Annotated in this window: 12 protein-coding genes; 11 read left to right on the top strand and 1 reads right to left on the bottom strand. The window is 75.9% G+C overall.

Annotation, left to right across the window (positions count from 1 at the left end):
• Nucleotides 1-27: 27 nt before the first annotated feature.
• Both ACLQ20_RS28045 and ACLQ20_RS28050 read left to right on the top strand, forming a co-directional pair.
• Nucleotides 28-1,206 (top strand): class I SAM-dependent methyltransferase, encoded by a 1,179-nt coding sequence (locus tag ACLQ20_RS28045; RefSeq protein ID WP_425858085.1) that lies wholly within the window; start codon nucleotides 28-30, stop codon nucleotides 1,204-1,206.
• Nucleotides 1,207-1,443: 237 nt separating this feature from the next.
• Nucleotides 1,444-2,247: an SGNH/GDSL hydrolase family protein gene (locus tag ACLQ20_RS28050; RefSeq protein WP_151454649.1), complete on the top strand. Its 804-nt coding sequence runs from the start codon at nucleotides 1,444-1,446 to the stop codon at nucleotides 2,245-2,247.
• A 182-nt stretch (nucleotides 2,248-2,429) separates the two neighbouring features.
• Here ACLQ20_RS28050 and ACLQ20_RS28055 read toward each other — a convergent pair whose 3' ends face one another.
• A complete protein-coding gene (locus tag ACLQ20_RS28055; protein ID WP_425858087.1) occupies nucleotides 2,430-4,043 on the bottom strand; it encodes an RICIN domain-containing protein in 1,614 nt (537 codons plus the stop codon).
• 499 nt (nucleotides 4,044-4,542) lie between these two features.
• Between ACLQ20_RS28055 and ACLQ20_RS28060 the strand changes: the two genes are divergently transcribed.
• Genes ACLQ20_RS28060 through ACLQ20_RS28100 form a run of 9 tightly spaced genes read left to right on the top strand, consistent with a single transcriptional unit; the run spans nucleotide 4,543 to nucleotide 22,096 of the window.
• Entirely contained in the window at nucleotides 4,543-7,809 is a 3,267-nt protein-coding gene (locus tag ACLQ20_RS28060; protein WP_425858088.1) for an amino acid adenylation domain-containing protein, read from the top strand.
• The gene (locus tag ACLQ20_RS28065) at nucleotides 7,802-8,860 is read left to right on the top strand and encodes a TauD/TfdA family dioxygenase (RefSeq protein ID WP_425858089.1); all 1,059 of its coding nucleotides are present in this window, start codon (nucleotides 7,802-7,804) and stop codon (nucleotides 8,858-8,860) included. Before ACLQ20_RS28060 ends, ACLQ20_RS28065 begins: the two co-directional genes overlap by 8 nt.
• Nucleotides 8,857-9,873 (top strand): TauD/TfdA family dioxygenase, encoded by a 1,017-nt coding sequence (locus ACLQ20_RS28070; protein ID WP_358121418.1) that lies wholly within the window; start codon nucleotides 8,857-8,859, stop codon nucleotides 9,871-9,873. Before ACLQ20_RS28065 ends, ACLQ20_RS28070 begins: the two co-directional genes overlap by 4 nt.
• Nucleotides 9,870-15,206 carry an amino acid adenylation domain-containing protein gene (locus ACLQ20_RS28075; protein ID WP_425858091.1) on the top strand — a complete coding sequence of 1,779 codons (5,337 nt, stop codon included), beginning with the start codon at nucleotides 9,870-9,872 and terminating at the stop codon, nucleotides 15,204-15,206. Before ACLQ20_RS28070 ends, ACLQ20_RS28075 begins: the two co-directional genes overlap by 4 nt.
• Nucleotides 15,199-15,951 carry a thioesterase II family protein gene (locus ACLQ20_RS28080; RefSeq protein WP_151457456.1) on the top strand — a complete coding sequence of 251 codons (753 nt, stop codon included), beginning with the start codon at nucleotides 15,199-15,201 and terminating at the stop codon, nucleotides 15,949-15,951. The genes ACLQ20_RS28075 and ACLQ20_RS28080 overlap by 8 nt, the downstream gene beginning before the upstream one ends.
• A complete protein-coding gene (locus tag ACLQ20_RS28085) occupies nucleotides 15,948-16,652 on the top strand; it encodes a thioesterase II family protein (protein ID WP_132238353.1) in 705 nt (234 codons plus the stop codon). Before ACLQ20_RS28080 ends, ACLQ20_RS28085 begins: the two co-directional genes overlap by 4 nt.
• Nucleotides 16,645-17,487: an SDR family oxidoreductase gene (locus ACLQ20_RS28090; RefSeq protein ID WP_327028794.1), complete on the top strand. Its 843-nt coding sequence runs from the start codon at nucleotides 16,645-16,647 to the stop codon at nucleotides 17,485-17,487. Before ACLQ20_RS28085 ends, ACLQ20_RS28090 begins: the two co-directional genes overlap by 8 nt.
• Nucleotides 17,484-20,321: an amino acid adenylation domain-containing protein gene (locus ACLQ20_RS28095; protein ID WP_425858093.1), complete on the top strand. Its 2,838-nt coding sequence runs from the start codon at nucleotides 17,484-17,486 to the stop codon at nucleotides 20,319-20,321. Before ACLQ20_RS28090 ends, ACLQ20_RS28095 begins: the two co-directional genes overlap by 4 nt.
• Nucleotides 20,321-22,096, top strand: a complete 1,776-nt coding sequence (locus tag ACLQ20_RS28100) for a condensation domain-containing protein (protein ID WP_425858094.1) — start codon at nucleotides 20,321-20,323, stop codon at nucleotides 22,094-22,096. Before ACLQ20_RS28095 ends, ACLQ20_RS28100 begins: the two co-directional genes overlap by 1 nt.
• The last annotated feature ends 3 nt before the right edge of the window (nucleotides 22,097-22,099 follow it).

Consider the following 22,099-nt stretch of genomic DNA (forward strand, 5'->3'; position numbering starts at 1 on the left):
GCCGGACTCGCACCTGGAGGGCGCATCGTGACCGCACCGGACGTCGAGGCGACGCCGCAGCCGCTCGTGGACGTGGACCAGGAACGCCACGCGCGGTTCCGTACCTCCTTCGAGGCGGTGACGGACTTCGGGCGGCGGTTGCTGGCGGCCCGGTTGGCCGCCGCGGGAGTCCTGCCCGCCCCCGGTGCCGTCGCCGGCCGGGAGGAGATCCTGGCCCGGCTCGCGGTGGCTCCCGGCTACCAGCGGCTCGGCGACGCCCTGCTCGACCTGCTGGCGGACGCCGGCCTGCTGCGTCGGCAGGGCGACGGGCTCGCCGTGACCGGACGGGTCGCCGAGGCGGCCGGGTTCGCCGGGGACGACGCGGTCGACGCGGCGGCGGCGACGCTGCGCCGGGAGCACCCGGAGGTCGCCGGATACGTGCCGCTGCTGGTCGCCTGCCAGACGCAGCTCGTCGAGGTGGTGCGGGGCGACCGGCCGGCGAACGAGGTGCTCTTCCCGGGCGGCTCCGCCGACCTGGTCTCCGCGATCTACCGGGACAACGTCCAGCTGGACTTCTACAACCGGCTCTGCGCGGCGCGGGTGCGGGAGCACGTCCGGCAGTTCCTGCGGCGCTATCCGCGGTCCTACGTCCACGTCATGGAGGTGGGTGCGGGGACCGGTGGCACCAGCGGCCCGGTGCTCGACGCCCTGACGGACCGGACGGAGCGGCTGCGGTACTTCTACACCGACGTGGGGCCGGCGTTCCTGCGGCTGGGACGGCAGCGCTTCGGCGTCGACCGGCCGCACGTCGACTTCGCCCGTTACAACGTGGAGGGCGCGCCCGAGGACCAGGGCTTCGAACCCGGTTCGATGGACGTCGTCCTGGCCAGCAACGTCCTGCACGCCACCCTGCGGATCTCCGTCGCGCTGCGGCACTGCCACGCGCTGCTCAAGCCGGGCGGCATTTTGGTGATCAACGAGATGACCAGCCGCCTCGACTACAACACGCTGACCTTCGGCCTGGCCGAGGGCTGGTGGCGGCACGCGGAGGACGAGCCGCGGGTGCCGGCGTCCCCGCTGCTGGACGTGGCGGGCTGGCGCGCCGCCCTGGGCCGGGCCGGCTTCGTCGACGTGCGGGCGCACGCCGTGCCCGGGCTCGACGCCGCCGAGCAGGTGCAGACCATGTTCGTGGCGACGGCCACCGGTGGGGGCGACTCGTCCCGCTGAGGTTCCACCCCGTCCGCGTACGCCCCGACCGGGTCGCGTCCGCCGGGCCGCGCGACTCGCGGCACCGTGCGGTCGGGACCCCGGTCCGGGCGCGCGCGACCCCTGCCGGCGCACGTACCGGTACGGGAACCCGGTAGGTCTTTACCGGCACCCCTAAATGTTCCGGCAAGATCTTTCGTGGACGAATATTCGGTGATATCAATCTCGCACTCGATTCCTCTACCCCCGGAGTGCGACGTGCGGAGAACCCGTCTCGTTTCCCTCGCCCTGAGCCTGGCCACGGCTCTCGGCGTCAGCCTTACCCTGTCTGCGCCCGCCCAGGCCGCGCCCGCCGACCGCTACGTGGCGCTCGGCGACTCGTACGCCTCGGGCGTGGGTGCCGGCAGCTACACCAGCGAGAGCGGTTCCTGCCAGCGCAGCACCAACGCCTACCCGGCCCTGTACGCCGCGAACATCAAGCCCGCGTCGTACCGCTCGGTCGCCTGCTCCGGTGCCACCACCACCAGCCTGATCAACACGCAGCTGTCGGCGCTGAGCTCCACCACCACCCTGGTCAGCGTCACGATCGGCGGCAACGACGTCGGCTTCGGCAACATCATGTCCACCTGCGTGCTCCAGGGCACCACCCAGTGCGTGGCCGCCGTGCAGGCCGCCCAGGACAAGGCCCGGGCCCAGCTGCCCGGCCTGCTGCGCAACGTCTACAACGGCATCAAGACCCGGGCGCCCTCGGCCCGGGTGGTGGTCGTCGGATACCCGGTCTTCTACCAGCTCGGCACCACCTGCATCGGGCTGAGCGCCACCTCCCGGGCGAAGATCAACGAGGGCATCAACCTGGTCGACGACCTCACCCGCACCGCCGCCGTCGCCGCCGGCTTCAAGTTCGCCGACGTGCGGTCGCAGTTCGTCGGGCACCAGCTGTGCAGCTCCGGCACGAAGTGGCTGCACGCCCTCAACTTCGCCAACCTCGGCATCTCGTACCACCCGACCGCGGCCGGCCAGTCCGGCGGTTACTACCCGGTCTTCCGCTCCGTCGCGGGCTGACCGACGCGTTCTCCGTCCGGACGCTCCCGGTCCCGCCCCCCTCGGGGCCGGGAGCGTCCAGGGCGGGAGGACGGGCACGGTCGCCCGCGCGGCGTCCGTGCCCGTCCGACCATCCGGCGTCCCGGTCGACCGCGGCGCCGGACGGCCGGAGCGACCCCGGCGAGCGTGCCGGGGCCGCCCGGTCAGCACCGGACGATCGTGGAGTTGCTCAGCCCGACGTTGCTGATGGTCAGGTTGTCCGCGCAGGGGTTCTCGACGATCCGGCTGTTCACCAGGGTGAAGTTGCGCAGCGTGATGTCCCGGTTGCCGGGGAACTCGGTGCGCTCGGCCAGCCGGATCTCGCCGCCGCCGCTGATCGTGCCGCCGCCGGCGGCGATGTTCACGTTCTGGCAGTTCTCGATCAGGACCGCGTTGTTGCCGGTGTTGGCGATGTCCACCCGGTCGACCGTGGCGCCGCCGGACTCGGAGACGCAGAAGATCCCCCGGCCGCCGCCGCGCGCCCGGACGGTGCCCACCCGGACGTTGGTCGGGTAGCCGGAGCCCACGCGCCCGTTGCGGTTGGCCATCCGGAAGGCGGCGTACCCGGTGCCGGCGCCGGCGTTCTCGGCGTCGACGGTGGTGACCGTGGCGTTGATCGTCTGGTTGAGCAGCAGGCCCGACTCGCCCACGTCGCGGGCCGTGACGGTGCCGATGGTCAGCCCGTCCACGCCGTACGTCTCGACCGCGTGGGAGCTGGCGCCGGAGACGTACGCGCTGTCGATCCGGACGTTGCGGGTCCACTGGCTGGTGTCCCCGCGGTTGTCGATGCGGATCCCGAGCCCGCTGCGGAGCCGCATGTCGATGCGGCCGAGGACGACGTCCGTGACGTTGCGCAGGAAGATCCCGTAGAGCGGGGCGCCGGTGACGGTGAGGTGCCCGACCTCGATGTTGGTGGTGCCGCGGGAGTAGATGGGCGCCTGGTCGCCGCTGCCCGAGCCGGTGACGTCGATGGTGCCGCAGACGTCGATCGCGGTGTAGCTGGGCAGGGAGATCCGTGAACCGGCGCTCATCGAGCCGGAGCCTCGTACGACGACGCGCTGCTTGCTGGTCCGCCCGGCGCTGAGGCTGTTCACGGCGGCCTGGACGGCAGCGCGCATGTCGCTTCCGGTGTAGACCGTGCTGGCGCCGTTGCGGGCGGTCCAGGTGCCGCCGCTGAGCACCGCCTCGGCCTGGAACGCGCCGCTGCCGCAGGCGGTGCCGCCGGAGCCGAGATTGACCAACTGCCACTGCTGGTTGGCGCCGCCGAGGTCCTGGTACTGGGAGATCATCGCGCCGTCGGCGGTCGACCACTGCCACACGTCCAGCGCCTTGTTGGAGTGCCGGTTGACGAGGCGGACGTGGCCGCCGTCGGCGTCGGCGAGCCGGAAGTGCTGCCGGGTGTTGCCGCTGGCGGCGGTGTTCTGGACGAGTTGGACCCCGTCATCGGCGCTCGGCAGTTCCAGCACCTTGCCGCTGTGCACCGAGCGGATCTGGTGGTATCCGCCGCCCACGTCGACGAACCGCCACTGCTGCACGGCCAGGTCGTTGCGGGTGAACTGGTTGACCGGCGCGCCGTCGGCGGTGGACCAGCCCCACAGGTCCATGGCCTTGCCGCTGTGCCGGTTGACGAGGACGTAGGTGGCGCCGGGGTCGACCGTGGCCGCCGCGGCGGGCTGCGGACCGACGGCCACGGCGGCGCCGACGAGCGCCAGCGCGGCCGCGGCCACCAGGCCGAGGCGTCGACGGGTGGGATGTCTGTGCGGGTCGGGGGACGTCATGTGGCTCCTTCGGCTGGCGCGGGGCGGCGGGAGGGGCGCGCGACCACCCCGTCGAGGCCGCCAGCGATCCAATCCCGTCGATGCATAAGAGATGGTAAGCGCTTTCCCGTGCCGGCGCGAACGCCGTCGGCGCGGTCGGCCGCCGGCGGTCGGGGGAGCTGCCCGATACCTGACAGTCGTTCGGTGGCCACATCGGACCCGTTGATCGCGCGGTGGGAAGTCTGCCGTGGTGAGGCCCGTCGGGGCGCCTGATCACCCGCGGGAACGGCCGAATCTGGGATTCCATGCGGGCGCCACTCGTGTCCCGGATTCTGGGAGACATCTTGGCAGTGGAATCGGCGGTCGTGGACTCTCTCTGCGGAGAGCGATGGCTCGGTGGCTCATGGTCACGATGCGTCATTGTCTCCGGTCGTCGACCTGGCAGCGGGCGCGCGACCGATCACCGTCGGTAGTGGGGGGAATGCTCGGTGGGACGCGCCATGCCAGCTTGCGGTTCGCGGTGAGCGCACCAGCGCGCCCCGCCGGGCCGGTCCGTCGGCCCACCCCGTCCCGTCGCCCCGACGTCCGACCGCCCGCCGTCGACACCCTGCACCGGATGGTCGAGGCCCAGGTCGACCGGACCCCGGACGCCGACGCCGTGTGGTGCGACGGGCAGGTTCTCACCTACGGCGAGCTGGACGCGGCGGCCAACCGGTTGGCCGCGCTCCTCGTCGACCGGGGGGTGCGCCAGGGCGACCGCGTCGGCGTCTGCCTGCCCCGCAGTCCCCGGCTCGTGGTCGCGCTGCTGGGCGTGCTCAAGGCCGGTGCCTGCTACGTGCCGCTGGACCCGGCCTACCCGGCCGCCCGGGTCGCCTTCATGACCGAGGACTCCGGGGCCCGACTGGTGCTGACGGTGGCCGACCTCGCCGACCGGTTCGCCGACGCCGCGCTCCGTCTCGACGACCTCGACCTCGACGCCCGCCCGGCGGCCCGCCCCGGCCTGCCCGGCGACCCGTCCGACCTGGCGTACGTCATCTACACCTCCGGCTCGACCGGCCGGCCCAAGGGCGTCGCCGTCGAGCACCGCTCGGCCTCCGTGCTCATGCACTGGACCCGGGAGACCTTCACCGACGTCGAACTGGGCGGCGTGCTCGCCGCCACGTCCGTCTGCTTCGACCTGTCCGTCTTCGAGCTCTTCGGCCCGCTCTGCTGGGGCGGTCGGGTGGTGCTCGTCCGAGACGCGCTGGCGCTGGCCGCGCCGGACGCCGACCGGCTGCCCGTCGCCCTGGTCAACACCGTGCCGTCGGCGATGAGCGAGCTGCTCGCGGCCGGCGCGCTGCCGGGCAGCGTCCGCACCGTCTGCCTCGCCGGCGAGCCGTTGACCGCGGCGCTCGCCGCCCGGGTGCTCGCCCGGCCGCACGTACGCCGGCTCTGCAACCTCTACGGGCCGTCCGAGGACACCACCTACTCGACCTGGGCGGAGGTGCCGGCCGACGGGGGAGACCCGCCGATCGGCCGTCCGTTGCCGGGCACCCGTGTCTACCTGCTCGACGCGGACGGCCGGCCGGTGCCGCCCGGAGAGCCGGGAGAGCTGTACCTGGCCGGTGCCGGGCTGGCCCGGGGCTACCTCAACCGGCCGGACGAGACCCGGGCGCGTTTCCTTGCCGATCCGTTCCGCCCGGGGGAGCGGATGTACCGCACCGGCGACCGGGTCCGGCTGCGCCCCGACGGGCAGTTGCAGTTCCTCGGCCGGATGGACGACCAGGTGAAGCTGCGCGGCTACCGCATCGAGCTGGGCGAGGTGGCCGCGCGGCTGGCCGCCCTGCCCGGCGTACGCGAGGCGACCGCCGCGGTGCGGACCGGGCCGAGCGGCGACCCGCTGCTCGTCGGCTACCTCGTCGGCGAGCGCCGCGACGACGTGCGGGACCTGCTGCGGGAGACGGTCCCCGCCCCGCTCGTGCCGTCCGCCGTCGTCTGGCTGGACCGCCTGCCGACCACCCCCAACGGCAAGGTCGACCGGGCGGCGCTGCCCGCCCCGGAGGTCGCCGTCGCCGCGATCGACGGCGACGGCGTGCCGCTGGCCGGCTCCGCCGCCACGGTCGCCGCCGTCTGGCGGGACGTGCTCGGCCGGCCGGTGGACCGGGCGGAGGCGGACTTCCTCGCCCTCGGGGGCGACTCCCTCCTGGCCGTACGCTGCGCCACCCGGCTCGCCGCCGCGACGGGCCTGCCGGTCGCCCCGGCGGCGCTGTTCGCGCACGCCACGGTGGAGGCGCTCGCCGACCACCTCGACGACCTGCGCCGAGCCGCCGGACCCGCCGCCGCGCCCGCCGGCACCGCCGCGCCCGCCGGGACCGCGACCGCCGGAGCCGCACCCGGGCCGGGGCACCCGTCAGCCGGCGGTACGCCACCCGCGGCGCCCGTGGACACGGCCCCGCTCTCGGCCGCGCAGACCCGGCTGTGGTTCCTGCACCAGCTGGACCCGGCCGACACCTCCTACCTGGTGTCGTTCGCGGTCCGGCTGCCGCCGGGGACCGACCCGGGAGCGCTCGGCCGGGCACTGCGCCGCGTGGTGGCCCGGCATCCGGCGCTGCGTACCGTCTTCCCGTCGACCCCGGACGGTCCGGTGCAGCGGGTCCGCGACGACCTCGACGTCCCGCTGGTCGTCGCCCCGCCCCGTGCCGGGGTGCCGCTGGACGAGCAGCTCGACCAGCTCGCCGCCGCCGACGCGCGTACCCCCATGGACCTCGCCACCGGCCCGCTGCTGCGCGCCCGACTGGTCGCCGCCGACGACGGGCGGGCGGCGCTGCTCCTGGTCGCCCACCACATCGTCTGCGACGACTGGTCGTTCAGCGTCATCGTGCGGGACCTGGGCCGCGCCTGCGAGGCCGAGTCGGCGGGCGCCGGGGCGGGCCCGCCGTGGCCGGCCGGTCCGGCGACCGGCCCGGCGGAACTCGCCGTGGCCCAGCGGGACTGGCTGGCCGCCCCGGCCGGCCGGGAGGCCGTGGCCGCCGTGGTCGCCGCGCTGCGCGGCGCGCCGACGGTCCTGGACCTGCCGGCCGCCGCACCGGCGCGCGCCGCCGGCACGTCGCCCCGCGCGGACCGGTCCCCGGCCGGGGCCGCCCTGCGGACCCGCATCGACGACGACACCGCCGCCGTGGTCCGCGACCTCGCCCGCGCGAGCCGCGCCAGCCTGCACATGGTCGGGCTGGCCGCCTTCGCCGCGCTGGTCGCCGCGGAGACCGGCCGCACCGACGTGCTCATCGGTGTCGCCTTCGCCGGCCGGACCAGCGTCGCCGCCGAACAGAGCGTCGGCTGCTTCGTCAACACCATGCCCCTGCGCCTGCGGCCCGGCCCGGACCGGTCCTTCGCCGACCTGGTGGACGAGGCGCGCCAGGTGACCCTCTTCGCCGCCGCCCACCAGGACGTGCCGTTCGACGTCGTCGTCGAGCGGCTCCGCCCGGCCCGGCAGCCGGGCCGCAACCCGCTGGTCCAGGTCGCGTTCGGCGTGCAGAACGCTCCGGCGGCCCGGCACGTCGACGCCTCCGGCGGCGAGTTCGTCGGGGTGGAGCTGACCCCCGACACCGCCCGGCTCGACCTGACCCTCTGGCTCGACGAGCGCCGCGACGGGCTGGCGGCGCTCTGGACCTACCGCACCGACCGCTTCGACGGCGAACTGGTCGACACGTGGCACCGCCGCTTCACCGCACTCCTACGCGGCGCGGCCGCCGATCCCCGGCGCAGCCTCGCCCGATGTGCCCACACCCTGGGGGGAACGAGAGATGAGTGAGCAGACCCCGGTCGCGCCGGTGATCCCGCGCCGCGGCCGCGAACGGTCCCTGGTCGACGTACGCCCCGACTGGCCCGGCGGCCCCCTGCCGGCCCTCGTCCGGGCCAACGTGCCCGACGTGGACCTGGCCGCCTGGCTGGCCGGCAACCGGTCCACCGTGGACGAGCTGGCGCGCCGCGCCGGCGCCGTGCTGTTCCGTGGCTTCGCGGTGGACGGCGCGGCCGACTTCCGCACCGTCATGGCCGCCCTCTCCGACGACGTGCTCAGCTACGGCGAGCGCTCGTCGCCGCGCAGCGAGGTGACCGAGGGCGTCTACACCTCCACCGAGCACCCGGCCGACCAGCCGATCGTGCTGCACAACGAGCAGTCGTACACGGTGAACTGGCCGCTGCGCATCGTCTTCCACTGCGAGACCGAGCCCGCCGCCGGTGGGCGCACCCCACTGGCCGACAGCCGCCGGGTGCTCGACCGGCTGCGGCCGGAGACGGTCGCCGGATTCGAGCGCCGGGGCGTGCTCTACCGGCGCAACTACCTGCCGGGGATCAGCCTGCCGTGGCAGACGGCCTTCCAGACCGACGAGCGGGCCGACGTGGAGGCGTACTGCGCCCGCGCGCTGATCGACGTCGAGTGGGTCGGCGAGCAGCAGCTGCGCACCCGGCAGGTCCGCCCCGCCGTGCGGGAGCACCCGGTGACGGGGGAGCGGACCTGGTTCAACCATGCCCTGTTCTTCCACGTCACCTCGCTGCCGGCGGAGGTCAGCGCCGGGCTGCGCGCGTCGCTGGCCGAGGAGGACCTGCCCTACCAGACCGCGTACGGCGACGGCACGCCCATCGGCGACGACGTGCTGGCCGAGCTGCGCGCCGCGTACGCGGCCGAGACCCGCTCCTTCGCCTGGCGGCGCGGCGACGTGCTGCTGGTGGAGAACATGCTGGCCGCGCACGCCCGGGAGCCGTTCACGCCGCCCCGCCGCATCCTGACCGCGATGTCCGACCCGGTCGCCGCGCCCGAGCTGACCGCCGCCACCGTGACCTCCGCGGGGGTGCGGTCGTGACCGGGCCGGCGCCGCGTCGGCGCGGCACCGGCGCGGTCACCTCGCCGGTGTCCCGCCGGGTGCTGGTCGACGACACGTTCGTGCTGCTGGTGGAGGCCGCCGTGCCGGACCTCGACCTGGCCGGCTGGCTGGCGGGGCGCCGCGACGAGCTGCTGCGCGACCTCGACGCCCACGGGGCGGTCTTCTTCCGGGGCTTCGAGGTGGCCACGGCCGACGACTTCAGCCGGGCCGCCCGCGCGGTCAGCCCGGACCTGCTCGGCTACCTGGAACGCGCCGCGCCCCGGCACGAGGTCGCGGAGAAGGTCTTCACCTCCACCGAGTTCAACGCCGAGCAGTGGATCCCGCTGCACCACGAGATGTCGTACTCGCACAACTGGCCCACCCACCTCTACTTCTGGTGCGCCCAGCCGGCCACCGGCAGCGGCGGCGCGACCCCGCTGGCCAGCGAGCGGGTGGTGAGCCCGCGCATTCCCGCCGAGGTACGGCAGCGGTTCCTCCGGCACGGGGTCAGCTACGTGCGCAACTACGGCCCGCACCTGGACCTGCCCTGGCAGGAGGCGTTCCAGACGACCGACCGCGCCGAGGTGGAGAAGTACTGCGCCGACTCGGCCACCGAGTACACCTGGCTCGACGGCGACGGGCTGCGGACCCGGGCCCGCCGGCAGGCGGTGGCGACCCACCCGCGCACCGGCGAGACGGTCTGGTTCAACCACGCGCACCTGTTCCACGTCTCCAACATGCCCGCCGAGGTGTCGGCCGCCCTGCTGCGCGAGTACGGGCCCGAGGGGCTGCCCCGCAACGCCTACTACGGCGACGGCGAGCCGATCCCCGACGAGGTGGTGGCCGGCATCCGGGACCTGTATCGGGAACACGCGGTGTCGGTTCCCTGGCAGCGCGGCGACGTGCTGGTGGTGGACAACTTCCTCGCGACCCACGGTCGCGAACCCTTCAGCGGCGACCGGCAGATCCTGGTCGCCATGTCCGACCTCTACCTCAACCGGAGCGTGGTGTGAACGGCTACCGTCTGTCCCCGATCCAGCGGCTGGCCTGGTCCGGGGCGCAGGACCTGGTCCGCGCCCGGGTGCTGCTCGACCGCCCGCTGGACCGGGCCCGGTTGCAGACCGCCCTGGACGCGGTGGTCGCCCGGCACGAGGCGCTGCGCCTGACCCTGGTGCACCACCCCGGGCTGCGGGTGCCGTTGCAGGACGTCGACGACGGCCGCAGCGTCGTCGTCGGCGCCCAGGGCGAGCTGTCGGTGACCGTCACCGACGACGCCCTGGAGCTGGCCGCCACGCCGTTGATCGCCGACCCGGCCAGCCTGCGGCTCGTCCTCGCCGACCTGGCCCGCGCGTACGCCGACGGCCGGCTGGCCGACGACCCCGACGCCCTGCAGTTCCTCGACGTCACCGAGTGGCAGCTGTCGCAGCGGCAGGAGGCCGACCCGTTCGGCGCACCCGCCGCGCCGGCCGCGCGGCTGGTCACCCCGCACGGCGACGACCCGGCCGAGGTCGGCACCGCGACCCTGCCCGCCGCGGCGCTGACCGCCGCCGCGCGGGAGGCCGGCGTCGGCGTCGCGAACCTGCTCTTCGCCGCCTGGGCGCTCGCGCTGTCCCGCCGGGCCGAGCCGCCCGCCGGGGTCGACGACGCGGACCTGGTGCTGGCCCGGTGGAGCGACGGGCGGCAGGCCACCGGGACGGCCGGTGTCGTCGGCCCGCTGGGCGGCCACGCGCCGGTCCGGCTGGGCCTGCCCCTGCCGGCCGCGCCCAAGGCGCTGCTCGACGAGGTACGCGCCGCCGAGTCCGCCGCCGAGGAGGCGTTCCACCTGGTCGATCCGGTCGGCGAACACTCCGACGCGGTCGCCGGTTTCGCCGTCGTACCGGCCGGGGACCCGGCGGCCCTGGGTGGCCTGGGCGCCACCGCCGTCGAGGTCTCCGCGCCGCCCGCGACGGCCGGCCCGCAGCTGACCGCCGTGGTCGGCGACGACGAGGTGACCCTGCGGGTCGTCGGGGGCCGCTGGTTGCTGGAGGGCCTGCTGGCGATCCTGGGGTCGCTGCCCCGGGCGCTGGCCGACGGCACGCCGCTGGTGCTGACCGGCGAGGGGGAGGCCCGCTGGCTCGCCGAGGCGGCCGGCCAGCCGTCCCGCGCCGCGGTGCGCACCCTCGTCGAGCTGCTCGAGGACGGGCTGGCCGGCGCCGACCAGGACAGCCCGGCGGTGGTCGCCGCCGACGGCACGTACACCGTCGGCGAGCTGCGCGACGTCGCGGCCCGGGTCGCCGCGGGCCTGGTCGAGCGGGGGCTGCACCGCGCGCGGGTGGGCGTGCTCGCCACCCGGTCCCGGGACACCGTCGTCGCGTTCCTCGGCGTGCTGCGGGCCGGCGCGGTGTACGTACCGCTGGACCCGGCGGCGCCGGCGGAGCGGCTCGCCGCGCAGGTCCGCGCGGTCGACGCCGGGCTCGTCGTCGGCGCGGGCGGCCCGGCGGGGCTCGCCGGCGCGACCGTCGCCGAGTTGGCCGCCGGCACCGCGACGGTGGCCGTGCCCCCGGCGGCGCCCACCGATCCCGCCTACGTCATCTTCACCTCCGGCTCCACGGGCACGCCGCGACCGGTCCAGGTCCCGCACGGCGCCGCGGCCCACCTGGCGTACGCGCTCGAGGAGACCGTGTACGCGGGCAGCCGGGCCGGGCTGCGGGTGGCGGTGAACGCCCCGCTCACCTTCGACGCCTCGGTCAAGCAGCTCGTGCAGCTGGCCCACGGCCGCAGCCTGTACCTGGTGCCCGAGGACGTCCGGCGCGACGGTGCCGAGCTGGCCGTGGCCCTCGCCGACAACCGGGTCGACGTGCTCGACCTGACCCCCTCCCAGCTGCGCATCCTGCTCGCCGGGGCCGGCGACGCCCGGCTGCCGGAGCTGCTGCTGGTGGGCGGCGAGGCGATCCCGCCGGACCTCTGGGACACCCTCGCCGCGCTGCCCGGCGTCCGGGCGGTCAACCTGTACGGGCCCACCGAGTGCACCGTGGACAGCACCGCCGCCGAGATCCGCCCCGCGACGGCGCCGACCATCGGCCGTCCGCTGCCGGGCGTCGGCGTGTGGGTCCTCGACGAGCGGCTGCGGCCGGTGCCGCCCGGCGTGGCCGGCGAACTCTGCGTCAGCGGGCCGCAGCTGGCCGACGGCTACCTGGGCGACCCGGAGACGACGGGCCGCCGGTTCGTCCGGGCCGCCCTGCCCGGCGGCCGGACGGAGCGGGTCTACCGCACCGGCGACCGGGTGCGCTTCGACGCCGAGGGGCGCCTGCGCTACCTGGGCCGGCTGGACGACCAGGTGAAGATCCACGGCTTCCGGGTGGAGCCGGGCGAGGTGGCCGCGACGCTGCGGGCGCACCCGGAGGTCGCCGACGCGGCGGTCGTGGCCCGCGACGACGACGGGCACGGCGACCGCCTCGTCGGCTACGTCCGCCCGGCCGCGCCGGCCGTCGACGTCGACCTGGACCGGGTCGCCGGGATCAACCCGCACGAGACCCGCTACCTGTACGACGAGATCTTCACGCAGCGGGTCTACCTGCGCGACGGCATCGTGCTGCGCCGGGGCGCGACGGTCTTCGACGTCGGCGCCAACATCGGCATGTTCTCGCTGTTCGTCCACGCGGCCTGCCCGGACGCGACCATCCACGCCTTCGAGCCGGTGCCGTCGGTGGTGGCGGCCCTGCGGCGCAACGTCGAGGAGTTCGGCGTGCCGGCCACCGTGCACCCGGTGGGCCTGTCCACCGCGCCGGGGCAGGTCTCCTTCACCTACTACCCGGGCTACTCGATGATGTCCGGCCAGGCCGCGTACGCCGACCCGGCGGCCGAGGTCGCCGTGATCAAGCGGTTCCTCGCCAACGAGCGCGACCGGGGCGAGTCCGACCGGGAGACCCTGCTGGAGCGGGTCGACGAGCTGTTGGCGGAGCGCTTCGACGGCTCCGAGGTGACAGTCGACGTGCGCCCGCTGTCGGAGGTCATCGACGAGGTCGGGCCGGAGCGCATCGACCTGCTGAAGATCGACGTGCAGCGGGCCGAGGCCGACGTGCTCGCCGGCATCGAGGAGCGGCACTGGCTGCTCATCGCGCAGGTCGCCATGGAGGTGCACGACGCCGTCGGCACCGACACCGAGGGGCGCCTGGACGAGCTGATCGCCCTCTTCGAGGACCGCGGGTTCGACGTGGTCACCCGCCAGGACGACCTGCTCACCGGCACCGACCGGCACACCCTGCACGCCGTGCGCCCCGAGTACGCCGCCGACCCGCGGCCCGCGGTGGCGGTCCCGGACGGCCCGGCCGCCGGCCCGCTGGAGGCCCGGTTGACCGACTGGCTCGCCCAGCGGCTGCCCGCCCACCTGGTCCCCGCGGCCGTGGTGCTCCTCGACGACCTGCCGCTGACCCGCAACGGCAAGCTCGACCGGGCCGCGCTGCCCGCGCCGGAGCTCGACCGGGCCCGGCGGGAGCCGGCCGTGGCGCCGGCCAACCGGGCCGAGGAGATCCTCGTCGAGGCGTGGCGGGAGGTCCTGGGCACGCAGTCGGTCGGGGTGACCGACAGCTTCTTCGCCCTCGGCGGCGACTCGATCCGCAGCATCCAGATGCAGGTCGCGGCGAACCGGCGCGGCCTGTCGTTCCGGCTCGGCGACATCTTCGTGCACCAGTCGATCCGGGAACTGGTCGCGCACGGCGAGATCACCCTCACCGGGCCCGGCGCCGACGCCACCGACGCCTCCGGGGCGGCGGAACCGTTCGCCCTGGTCGCCGCCGCCGACCGGGACCGCCTGCCCGCCGGGCTGGCCGACGCCTACCCGATGACCGCGCTGCAACAGGGCATGGTCTACCACTGCGAGCTGACCGGCGACCCGGCGATGTACCACAACGTCACCGCGCACCGCGTCGACGCGCCGCTGGAGGCGGAGGCGCTGCGCGCCGCGCTGGCCGACCTGGTCGCGCGGCACCCGGTGCTGCGGACCGGCTTCTCCCTCGGCACCCACACCGAGCCGCTGCAACTGGTGCACGCCGAGGTGCCGGTCGAGGTGCCGGTGACGGAGCTGACCGACGCCGACGAGGCCACCCGCCGGGCCCGCGTCGACGAGCTGGTGGCGGCCGAGCGGGTGCGGCCCTTCGACTGGGACCGGCCGCCGCTGCTGCGGCTGCACGCCGTGCGCGACGACACCGACACCTTCACCCTGATCGTGGCGGAGTGCCACGCGATCCTCGACGGCTGGAGCCTGCACCTCCTCCTCGGCGAGTTGCTGGCCGCGTACGACCGGCGCCGCGCCGGGCTGTCCGTGCCGCACCGCCCGACGTTGCCCTTCCGCGCGTACGTGGCGGCGGAACGGGAGGCCGTGGCGGACGCCGGGTCACGCCGGTTCTGGCTCGAGGGTGCCGGCGGCGTGCCGCCGCTGCTGCTCGGCGGGGCGGAGCCACGGATCACCACCACCCGGCGGGTGCCGCTGGCGGCGTCCACCACCGGCGCCGTCACCGCGGCCGCCCGGGCCGCCGGCGTACCGGCCAAGTCCTGGCTGCTCGCGGTCCACCTGCGGGTGATCGGGGAGGTCGCCGGCCGGGACGAGGTGGTCACCGGGCTGGTCGTCGGCGCCCGGCCCGAGGCCGAGGGGAGCGACGCCACGCTCGGGCTGTTCCTCAACACCCTGCCGGTGAGCGCCGTGCTGGGCACCCGGTCGCTGGCCGAGCTGGCCGCCGCCGCCTGGCAGGCGGAGCGGTCGCTGATGGGCCACCACCGGTTCCCGCTCGCCGAGATCGTCCGGGCGGGCGGGGCCGGGCCCCGGTTCGACCACTTCTTCAACTGGACCCACTTCCACGGCGGCGCCGACGAGGGCGAGGGCGGCGGGGGCCGTGGCAGCCGCATCGTCGACAGCCGGGGCATCACTGTCGACGTGGCGTTCAGCCTCGCCGTCGACGTGGAGGTGGACCCGGCCACCGGCCAGCTCGCCCTGACCCTCCAGTACGACGCCCGGCACGTCGACGAGGCGCGGGCCGACCGGCTGGCCGAGGCGTACCGCCGGCTGCTGGCGACCGACCCGACGGTGCCGCTGCCCGCCGTCGGACCGGCGGGTCCCGTCGTCCCCGCCCCGCGCGACGGGGACGCCCGGGACCGCTGGGCGGCCCGGGTGGCGTCGGTCTGGCAGGAGGTCGTCGGCGTGGCGCCGCGCGGCGAGCGGGCGGAGTTCCTCGCCGCGGGCGGCGACTCGCTGCGCGCGCTGCGCCTGGTCACCGCGCTGCGGCAGCGCCACGGCAGCAGCATCACCCTGCCGGAGTTCGTCGCGCTGGGCAGCTACGGCGCCGTCGTCGAGCGGGTGAGCCGCGATGGCTGAGAACCCGTGGCTGGTGGTCCGGGCGCCCGTCGCCCGGCCCGCCCTGCGCCTGTTCTGCCTGCCCTACGCGGGCGGCAACGCCGGGGCCTTCGAGACCTGGCGGGCGGGGCTGCCGCGCGCCGTCGAGGTGAACGCGGTGCAGTACCCGGGCCGCCGCGAGCGGGTCGCCGATCCCGCGCCACGGCGGATGACGCCGCTGGTGCAGGCCCTCGAGGCGGCCCTGGCCCCGCACCTGGACCGGCCGTACGCGGTCTACGGCGACTGCCTCGGCGCGTACGTCGCGTTCGAGCTGGTCCGCCGGCTGGAGCGACGCGGGCACCGGCCGGCCGATCTGCTGGTGGTCTCCTCGGCCGTCGCCCCGCACCGCGCCGAGGTCGAACCGGACCACTCCGGCGCCGACGACGCCACGTTCCTCGCCGAACTGGTCGCGCTGGGCACGATGCCGGCGGCCGTCGCCGCGCACCCGGAGCTGGCCGCCGCCGCGCTGCCGGCGGCCCGCGCCGACTTCGAACTCGGCCGCAGCTACCGCTACCGCGACGCCGGCCCGATCGGCGTGCCGGTCACCGCGATCCGCGGCGACGCCGACCCGCACGTCGACGACGTCGGGACGGCGGCGTGGGCCGACCTCACCACCGCCGGCTGCACCACCGTCACCGTCCCGGGCGGGCACGACCTGCTCGCCCGGGCCGACCCCGGACTGCTCGGCGCCGTCCGGTCCGCCCTCCTCGGCAAGGAGCCGTCTTGACCGTCACGTCACTGCTCTGCTTCCCGTACGCCGGCGCGGGCGCCTCGGTGTACCAACCGTGGCAGCGGGTCGCACCGCCCGACCTGGAGATCCTCCCGGTGCAGTTGCCGGGCCGGGAGAAGCGCTTCGTCGAGGAGCCGTACCGCCGGATGGACCAGGCCGTCGACGGGCTCCTCGACGAGGTGCTCGAACTGGTCGCCGGCCGCGACCGGGTGGCGCTGTTCGGCCACAGCATGGGCGCGGTGCTCGCGTACGAGATGGCCGGCCGGCTGGCCCAGGCCGCCGGGGTACGGCTGGCGCACCTGTTCGTCAGCGGCTCGCCCGACCCGTGGTCGGGCCGCGACCACACGGCCGCCGACCTGCCCGACGACGAGTTCGTGGCGCGGGTGGAGGAGTTCGCCGGCTACACGCATCCGGCGCTGGCCGACCCCGACATGCGGGAGCTGCTGCTGCCGACCCTGCGCGCCGACGTGGAGCTGCACGAGGGCTACCGGCCGGGCGGCGACAAGCGGCTCGACGTGCCGGTGACCGCGCTGCGCGGCGCCGACGACACCCTGGTGGCCGCCTCCGCGCTGGCCGGCTGGGACCGGGTCACCTCCGCCGGGTTCGCCTCCCTCACCGTCGCCGGTGGACACATGTACCTCGCCGACGATCCGGCCGAGCTGCTGGCGCTGGTGCGACGGAGGCTGGCCGGTGCCTGAGCCGACGCCGGGCCGGCTGGCCGGCCGGACCGCGATCATCACGGGCGCCGCGCGGGGACTCGGCCGGGCCTGCGCGACCGCCTTCGCGGCGCAGGGCGCCGACCTGGTCCTGGTGGACGTGGCCCACGACCTGCCCGCCGTGCCGTACCCGCTCGGCTCGGCCAGCCAGCTCACGCACACCGCCAAGCTCTGCGCGGAGCTGGGGGTGGCCGCGTACCCGGTCGAGGCCGACGTGCGGGACCTCGACGCGGTCCGGGCCGCCGTCGCGCTCTGCCTGGACCGGTTCGGCCGGATCGACGTCCTGGTGAACAACGCCGGCATCGCGGCGCCCTCCGGCAAGCCGGTGCACGAGATCAGCGAGGCCGAGTGGCAGCTCATGCTCGACGTCGACCTCTCCGGCCCGTGGCGGATGGTCAGCGCGGTCGGCGCGGTGATGTGCCGGCAGCGCGCCGGGAGCATCGTCAACGTGGCGTCGACCGCCGGCCTGGTCGGCTACCGGCACTTCGCCGGGTACGTCGCCGCCAAGCACGGCCTGGTCGGCCTGACCCGGGCCGCGGCGCTGGACTACGCGCCGCTGAAGGTGCGGGTCAACGCCCTGTGCCCCGGCTCGGTGCGCGACGACCCGTACGTCGAGGGTCGGATGCTGGCCGAGATCGCCCGGTCGCTGGAGGTGCCGGTCGCCGAGCACGAGGAGACGTTCGTCCAGGCCCAGCCGATGAACGCGCTGATCGAGCCCGACTCGGTGGCCCAGGCCGCACTGTGGCTGGCCTCCGACGAGTCGTCGCAGGTCACCGGCTCGGTCATCACCGTCGACGGAGGATTCACCACCCGATGAGCAGCCGTCCACAGCCCACCCGACAGCACTCCGACCCGGGCCGCTCCTGCCACGCGGCGGCGGTGGCCGTCGCCGGCGACCCCGACGAGGTCGCCGCCCGGTTCGCCGCCGCGCTGGCGCGTCGGGGCCTCGACGCCGCTCGGCTCTGGGTGGACCGGGTGCCCGCGTCGGCGGCCGCCGCGCGCCGCGCCGCCGAACTGGCGCGGCCGCTGCCCGCCGACGGTCCGCCGGTGCGGGCGGTGCTGCTGCGCCACGACGCCGGCGCCGACCTGGTGCTCGTCGCCCGGCGTGGCCCGCTCACCGGCCGCGCGCTGGGCGAGTTGGCCGTCGAGGCGGCCGGGGGCGCGTCGCCGGCCGGGGCGGAGCCGACCGCCGGCCCGGAGCCCGGGGACCGCCCCGAGGGCGTCGCGCCGGACCCGGCCGGGCAGCCGGGGCCGACCGGGCAGCCGGGGCCGGCCGGGCAGGCGGAGTCGCCGGGGACCGCCGCCGGGGAGACGGCCGGGACCGGGGCCGCGGACGACGGGGAACACGAGGGGGACACCGCCTGGCGGGGCGGGAACCCGCGCGCCGACCGGACCGCGTCGTACGCCTTCGCCGTGCCCGCCGGGACCGACCTGCTGGCGCTGACCGGCGCGGTCGGCGCGGTGCTGGCCCGCTTCGGCGGCGTGCGCCGGGTGCGGGTCGGCACGCTGCGCGACGAGGGGCCGGCGGTCGTGCCCGTGGCGGTGGACGGCACTTTGCGCGCCCTCGCGGCCCGGCCCGCCGAGCCGGCCCCGTGGCTCGTTGCCGGGCGGACGCCCGACGCCGGGCCGCCGGAGGCCGCGGTCGGCGTGCTGACCGCCGACAGTCCGGCCGACACCTACCTGCCCAGCCTGACGCCGCCGTGGCCGCTCACCCTGACCCTGCGCGGCAGCACCGTCACCTGCGACTTCCGCACCGGCGTGTGGTCCGCCGACGTGGTCGCCACGGTGGCGGGCTACGTCACCCGCGTCCTCGGCCAGCTCCTCGCCGACGGCGACCGGGCGCTGGCCGACTGCGACCTGTTCGACGACGCCGAGCGGGACCGGGTCGCGGCCCTCGGCGGGGCGGCCGTCGACCTGCCCGAGCCGACCGGCGGCATCCACGAGCGGGTGGCCGGGTGGGCGCGGGCCACCCCGGACGCCCCGGCGGTGTCCTACGGCGACGACCGGCTCACGTACGCCCAGCTCGACGCCCGCGCCGGGCGGATCGCGGCGGCGCTGCGGGCGCGGGGCTGCGGGCCGGGCACCCGGGTCGGCGTCTGCCTGGAACGCTCGGTGGACCTGGTGGCGGCGCTGCTCGGCGTGCTCAGGGCCGGCGCCGCCTACGTGCCGATCGACCCCACCTACCCGGCCGAGCGCATCCGCTACACCGTCGAGGACTCCCGCGTGACCCTGCTCGTCGGCGCCGACGGCGTGGAGGTCGACGAGCTGCTCGCCGACGACCCTGACGACCCGGCGGGCACCGGGGCGGCGACGGCCGGCCCGGACGACCCCGCGTACGTCATCTACACCTCCGGCTCCACGGGCCGGCCGAAGGGGGTCCAGGTCCCGCACCGCAACGTGCTGGCCCTGGTCGCCGCGACCCGGGACGAGTTCGGGCTCGGCCCGGCGGACACCTGGACGATGTTCCACTCCAGCGCGTTCGACTTCTCGGTCTGGGAGATCTGGGGCTGCCTGCTCACCGGCGGGCACCTGGTCGTCGTTCCGCACCTGGTGGTACGCGACCCGGCCGAGTTCCACGCCCTGCTGCGCGTGGAGCGGGTCACCGTGCTCAACCAGACCCCGTCGGCGTTCGCGCAGCTCGTCGACGCCGACCGTCGGGCCGCGCACCGGCTGGGGCTGCGCCTGGTGGTGTTCGGCGGCGAGCCGCTGGACGCCGGCATGCTGACCGGCTGGTTCGACCGGTACCCGGAGCGCGACTGCCGGATGGTCAACATGTTCGGCATCACCGAGACCACCGTGCACGTCACCGCGCAGACCATCGACCGGGGCCTGGCCCTGGCCGGCACCCGCTCCGTGGGGCGCCCGCTGCCCGGCTGGTACGTGCACGTGCTCGACCCGGCGGGGCGGCTGCTGCCGCCGGGCGCCGCCGGGGAGATCCACGTCGGCGGCGCCGGGGTGGCCGACGGCTACCTGCACCGCGACGAGCTGACCGCCCAGCGCTTCCTGCCCGACCCCTGGCGGGGCGGGCGGATGTACCGCAGCGGCGACCGGGGCCGGCTGCTCCCGGACGGGCGGCTGGAGCACCTGGGCCGGCTCGACGACCAGGTCAAGATCCGTGGCTACCGGATCGAGCTGGACGAGATCCGCCAGGTGCTGCTCGACGACCCGGACGTGCTGGCCGTGGCGGTCACGGTGGACACCGCCGACGCCCGGCTGCACGCGTACGTGGTGCTCGCCGAGGGGGCCGACCCGCCCGCCGAGCTGCGCCGCCGGGTGGCCCGGATCCTGCCCGAGTACATGGTGCCGGCCACGGTGACGCCGCTGCCGGCGCTGCCGCTCACCGCCAACGGCAAGCTCGACGCCGCCCGGCTGCCCGCGCCGGCCGCCCGGCCCCTGCCCGCCCCCCGGGAACCCGCCGACCCCGGGGCGGGGCCCGGCCGCGCCGAGCGGATACGGGTGGTCTGGGAGCGGGTGCTCGGCGCCGAGGTGGGGCCGGAGGACAACTTCTTCGACCTCGGCGGCAACTCCCTGCTCGCGTTGCGGCTGCTGCGTGAACTGCGCGCGCAGGGCCTCGGCGAGTTCACCCCCCGCCACCTGTACGTGCACCCCACGGTGCGCGCCCTGGTCGGCGCGACCGGTACGGAGCGGTGATGGCCGACGTCGACACGCTGACCCGCCTCTGGCCCCAGGTACGCGAGGTGGCCGTCAAGGGCGGCTGCGTGTACGTGGTGGCCGAGGACTACCTCGACCCGCTGCACCTGCGCGGCCTGCTCGCCCGGGAACTGCCCGACGCCGACCTGCCCCGGCACATCGTGCAGGTCGACTCCCTCGATCCCGCCGACCTGGTGGAGCCGGACGACCGGTTCGGGGCGTACCTGCCGCCGCGCGACGACACCGAGCGCGTCCTGGTGCGCATCGCGGAACGCCTGCTCGGCGTGCCGAAGCTGGGCGTGCTCGACGACTTCTACGCCGCCGGTGGCGACTCGCTCGCCGCGACGGGACTGGCCGTCGAGGCGCAGCGGGCCCTCGGGATGGGCGTCTCCCTCGCGGCGGTGCTGCGCCACCCGACGGTGGCCGGTCTCGCCGAGGAGATCGGCCGGGCCCGGGCGGCCGTGCCGCTGCCCCGCGCCGAGGCGGCGGACGCCTACCCGCTCTCCCCGCAGCAGCGCCGCGTCTTCCTCGCCCAGTCCCGCGACCCCGCGTCGGTGACCTACAACCTGCCGCTGCTGGTGCCGTTGCCGGCGGACGTCGACCGCGCCCGGCTGGCGGACGCGTTCCGCGCCGTCATCGCCCGGCACGACATCCTCCGCACCGCCTTCGGCACCGAGGCGGGCCGGCCGGTGCAGCGGGTGCTGCCGGCCGTCCCGTTCGACCTGCCGGAGGTCGAGGGCACGGGGACGCTGCCGGTCGAGCCGTTCGACCTGGCCGCCCCGCCGCTGCTGCGGGCCGGCCTGCGGCGTACCGGCGACGGCCCGGTGCTGGCGCTGGACCTGCACCACATCGTCACCGACGGCCTCTCCCTGGCGTTGCTGCTGCGCGAGGTCGACATCGTCTACGCCGGCGGCGAACCACCGCCGGTTCCCGCCCAGTACGCCGACTACGCGGTGTGGGCCACGGCCGGGGAGCCGCCCGGGGGCGACTACTGGCGGCGGCGCTTCGCCGAGCCGCCGGCGCCCCTGCGGCTGCCCACCGACGCGGCGCGGCTGACCGGCCGGCCGGCGACGGCGCGGGCCGGCACGGTCGAGTTCGACGTCGGGGCGGAGCGGACCGCAGCCCTGCGGGCGCTGGCCCGGCGCGAGGGCGTGACCCTGTTCCAGGTGCTGCTCGCCTGCTACGCGACCTTCCTCGCCGCGGCGACCGGCGGGACCGACGTCACGGTGGGCACCCCGGTGGCCGGTCGCGGCGCCCCGGGCCTGGACGCGACCATGGGGATGCTGGTCAACACGGTCTGCCTGCGGCACCGGGTGCGGCCGGAGGCCACCTTCCGGGAGTCGCTGACCGAGGTGGCGCACGACGTGGTCGACGCGTTCGCGCACCAGGACTACCCGTTCGACACGCTGGTCGCCGAGGTGCTGCCGGTCCGCGACCAGGACCGGCATCCGCTCTTCGACACGCTGTTCGCGATGCAGCACGCCGAGGTGGCCGCCGCCGACTTCCTGGGGCGGCGGGTCGAGTTGGCCGTCGCGCCCACCGGCCAGGCCATGTTCGACCTGGACATGCAGGTCTACGAGCGCGCGGATTCGCTGCGCGTGCACTGGGCGTACGACGCCGGGCTGTTCCTGCCCGGGACGGTGCGGGCCTTCGCCGACCTCTGGCTGGAGATCGCCGACACCGTCCTGACCGACCCCGGGGTGCCGGTCGGCGAGCTGACCGGGGCCCGCCGGGTCGCCGCCGGGGCACCCTCCACCATCGACATCGAGTTGTGAGCC

This window comes from Micromonospora sp. DT46 (genome assembly GCF_049841735.1).
In the GTDB taxonomy this organism is placed as follows: Bacteria; Actinomycetota; Actinomycetes; order Mycobacteriales; family Micromonosporaceae; genus Micromonospora; species Micromonospora reichwaldensis.

Excerpts from the sequence above, each read along its gene's own strand:
- ACLQ20_RS28055 (WP_425858087.1), bottom strand. The coding sequence starts at position 4,043 with ATGACGTCCCCCGACCCGCACAGACATCCCACCCGTCGACGCCTCGGC.
- ACLQ20_RS28065 (WP_425858089.1), top strand. The coding sequence starts at position 7,802 with ATGAGTGAGCAGACCCCGGTCGCGCCGGTGATCCCGCGCCGCGGCCGC.
- ACLQ20_RS28080 (WP_151457456.1), top strand. The coding sequence starts at position 15,199 with ATGGCTGAGAACCCGTGGCTGGTGGTCCGGGCGCCCGTCGCCCGGCCC.
- ACLQ20_RS28095 (WP_425858093.1), top strand. The coding sequence starts at position 17,484 with ATGAGCAGCCGTCCACAGCCCACCCGACAGCACTCCGACCCGGGCCGC.
- ACLQ20_RS28100 (WP_425858094.1), top strand. The coding sequence starts at position 20,321 with ATGGCCGACGTCGACACGCTGACCCGCCTCTGGCCCCAGGTACGCGAG.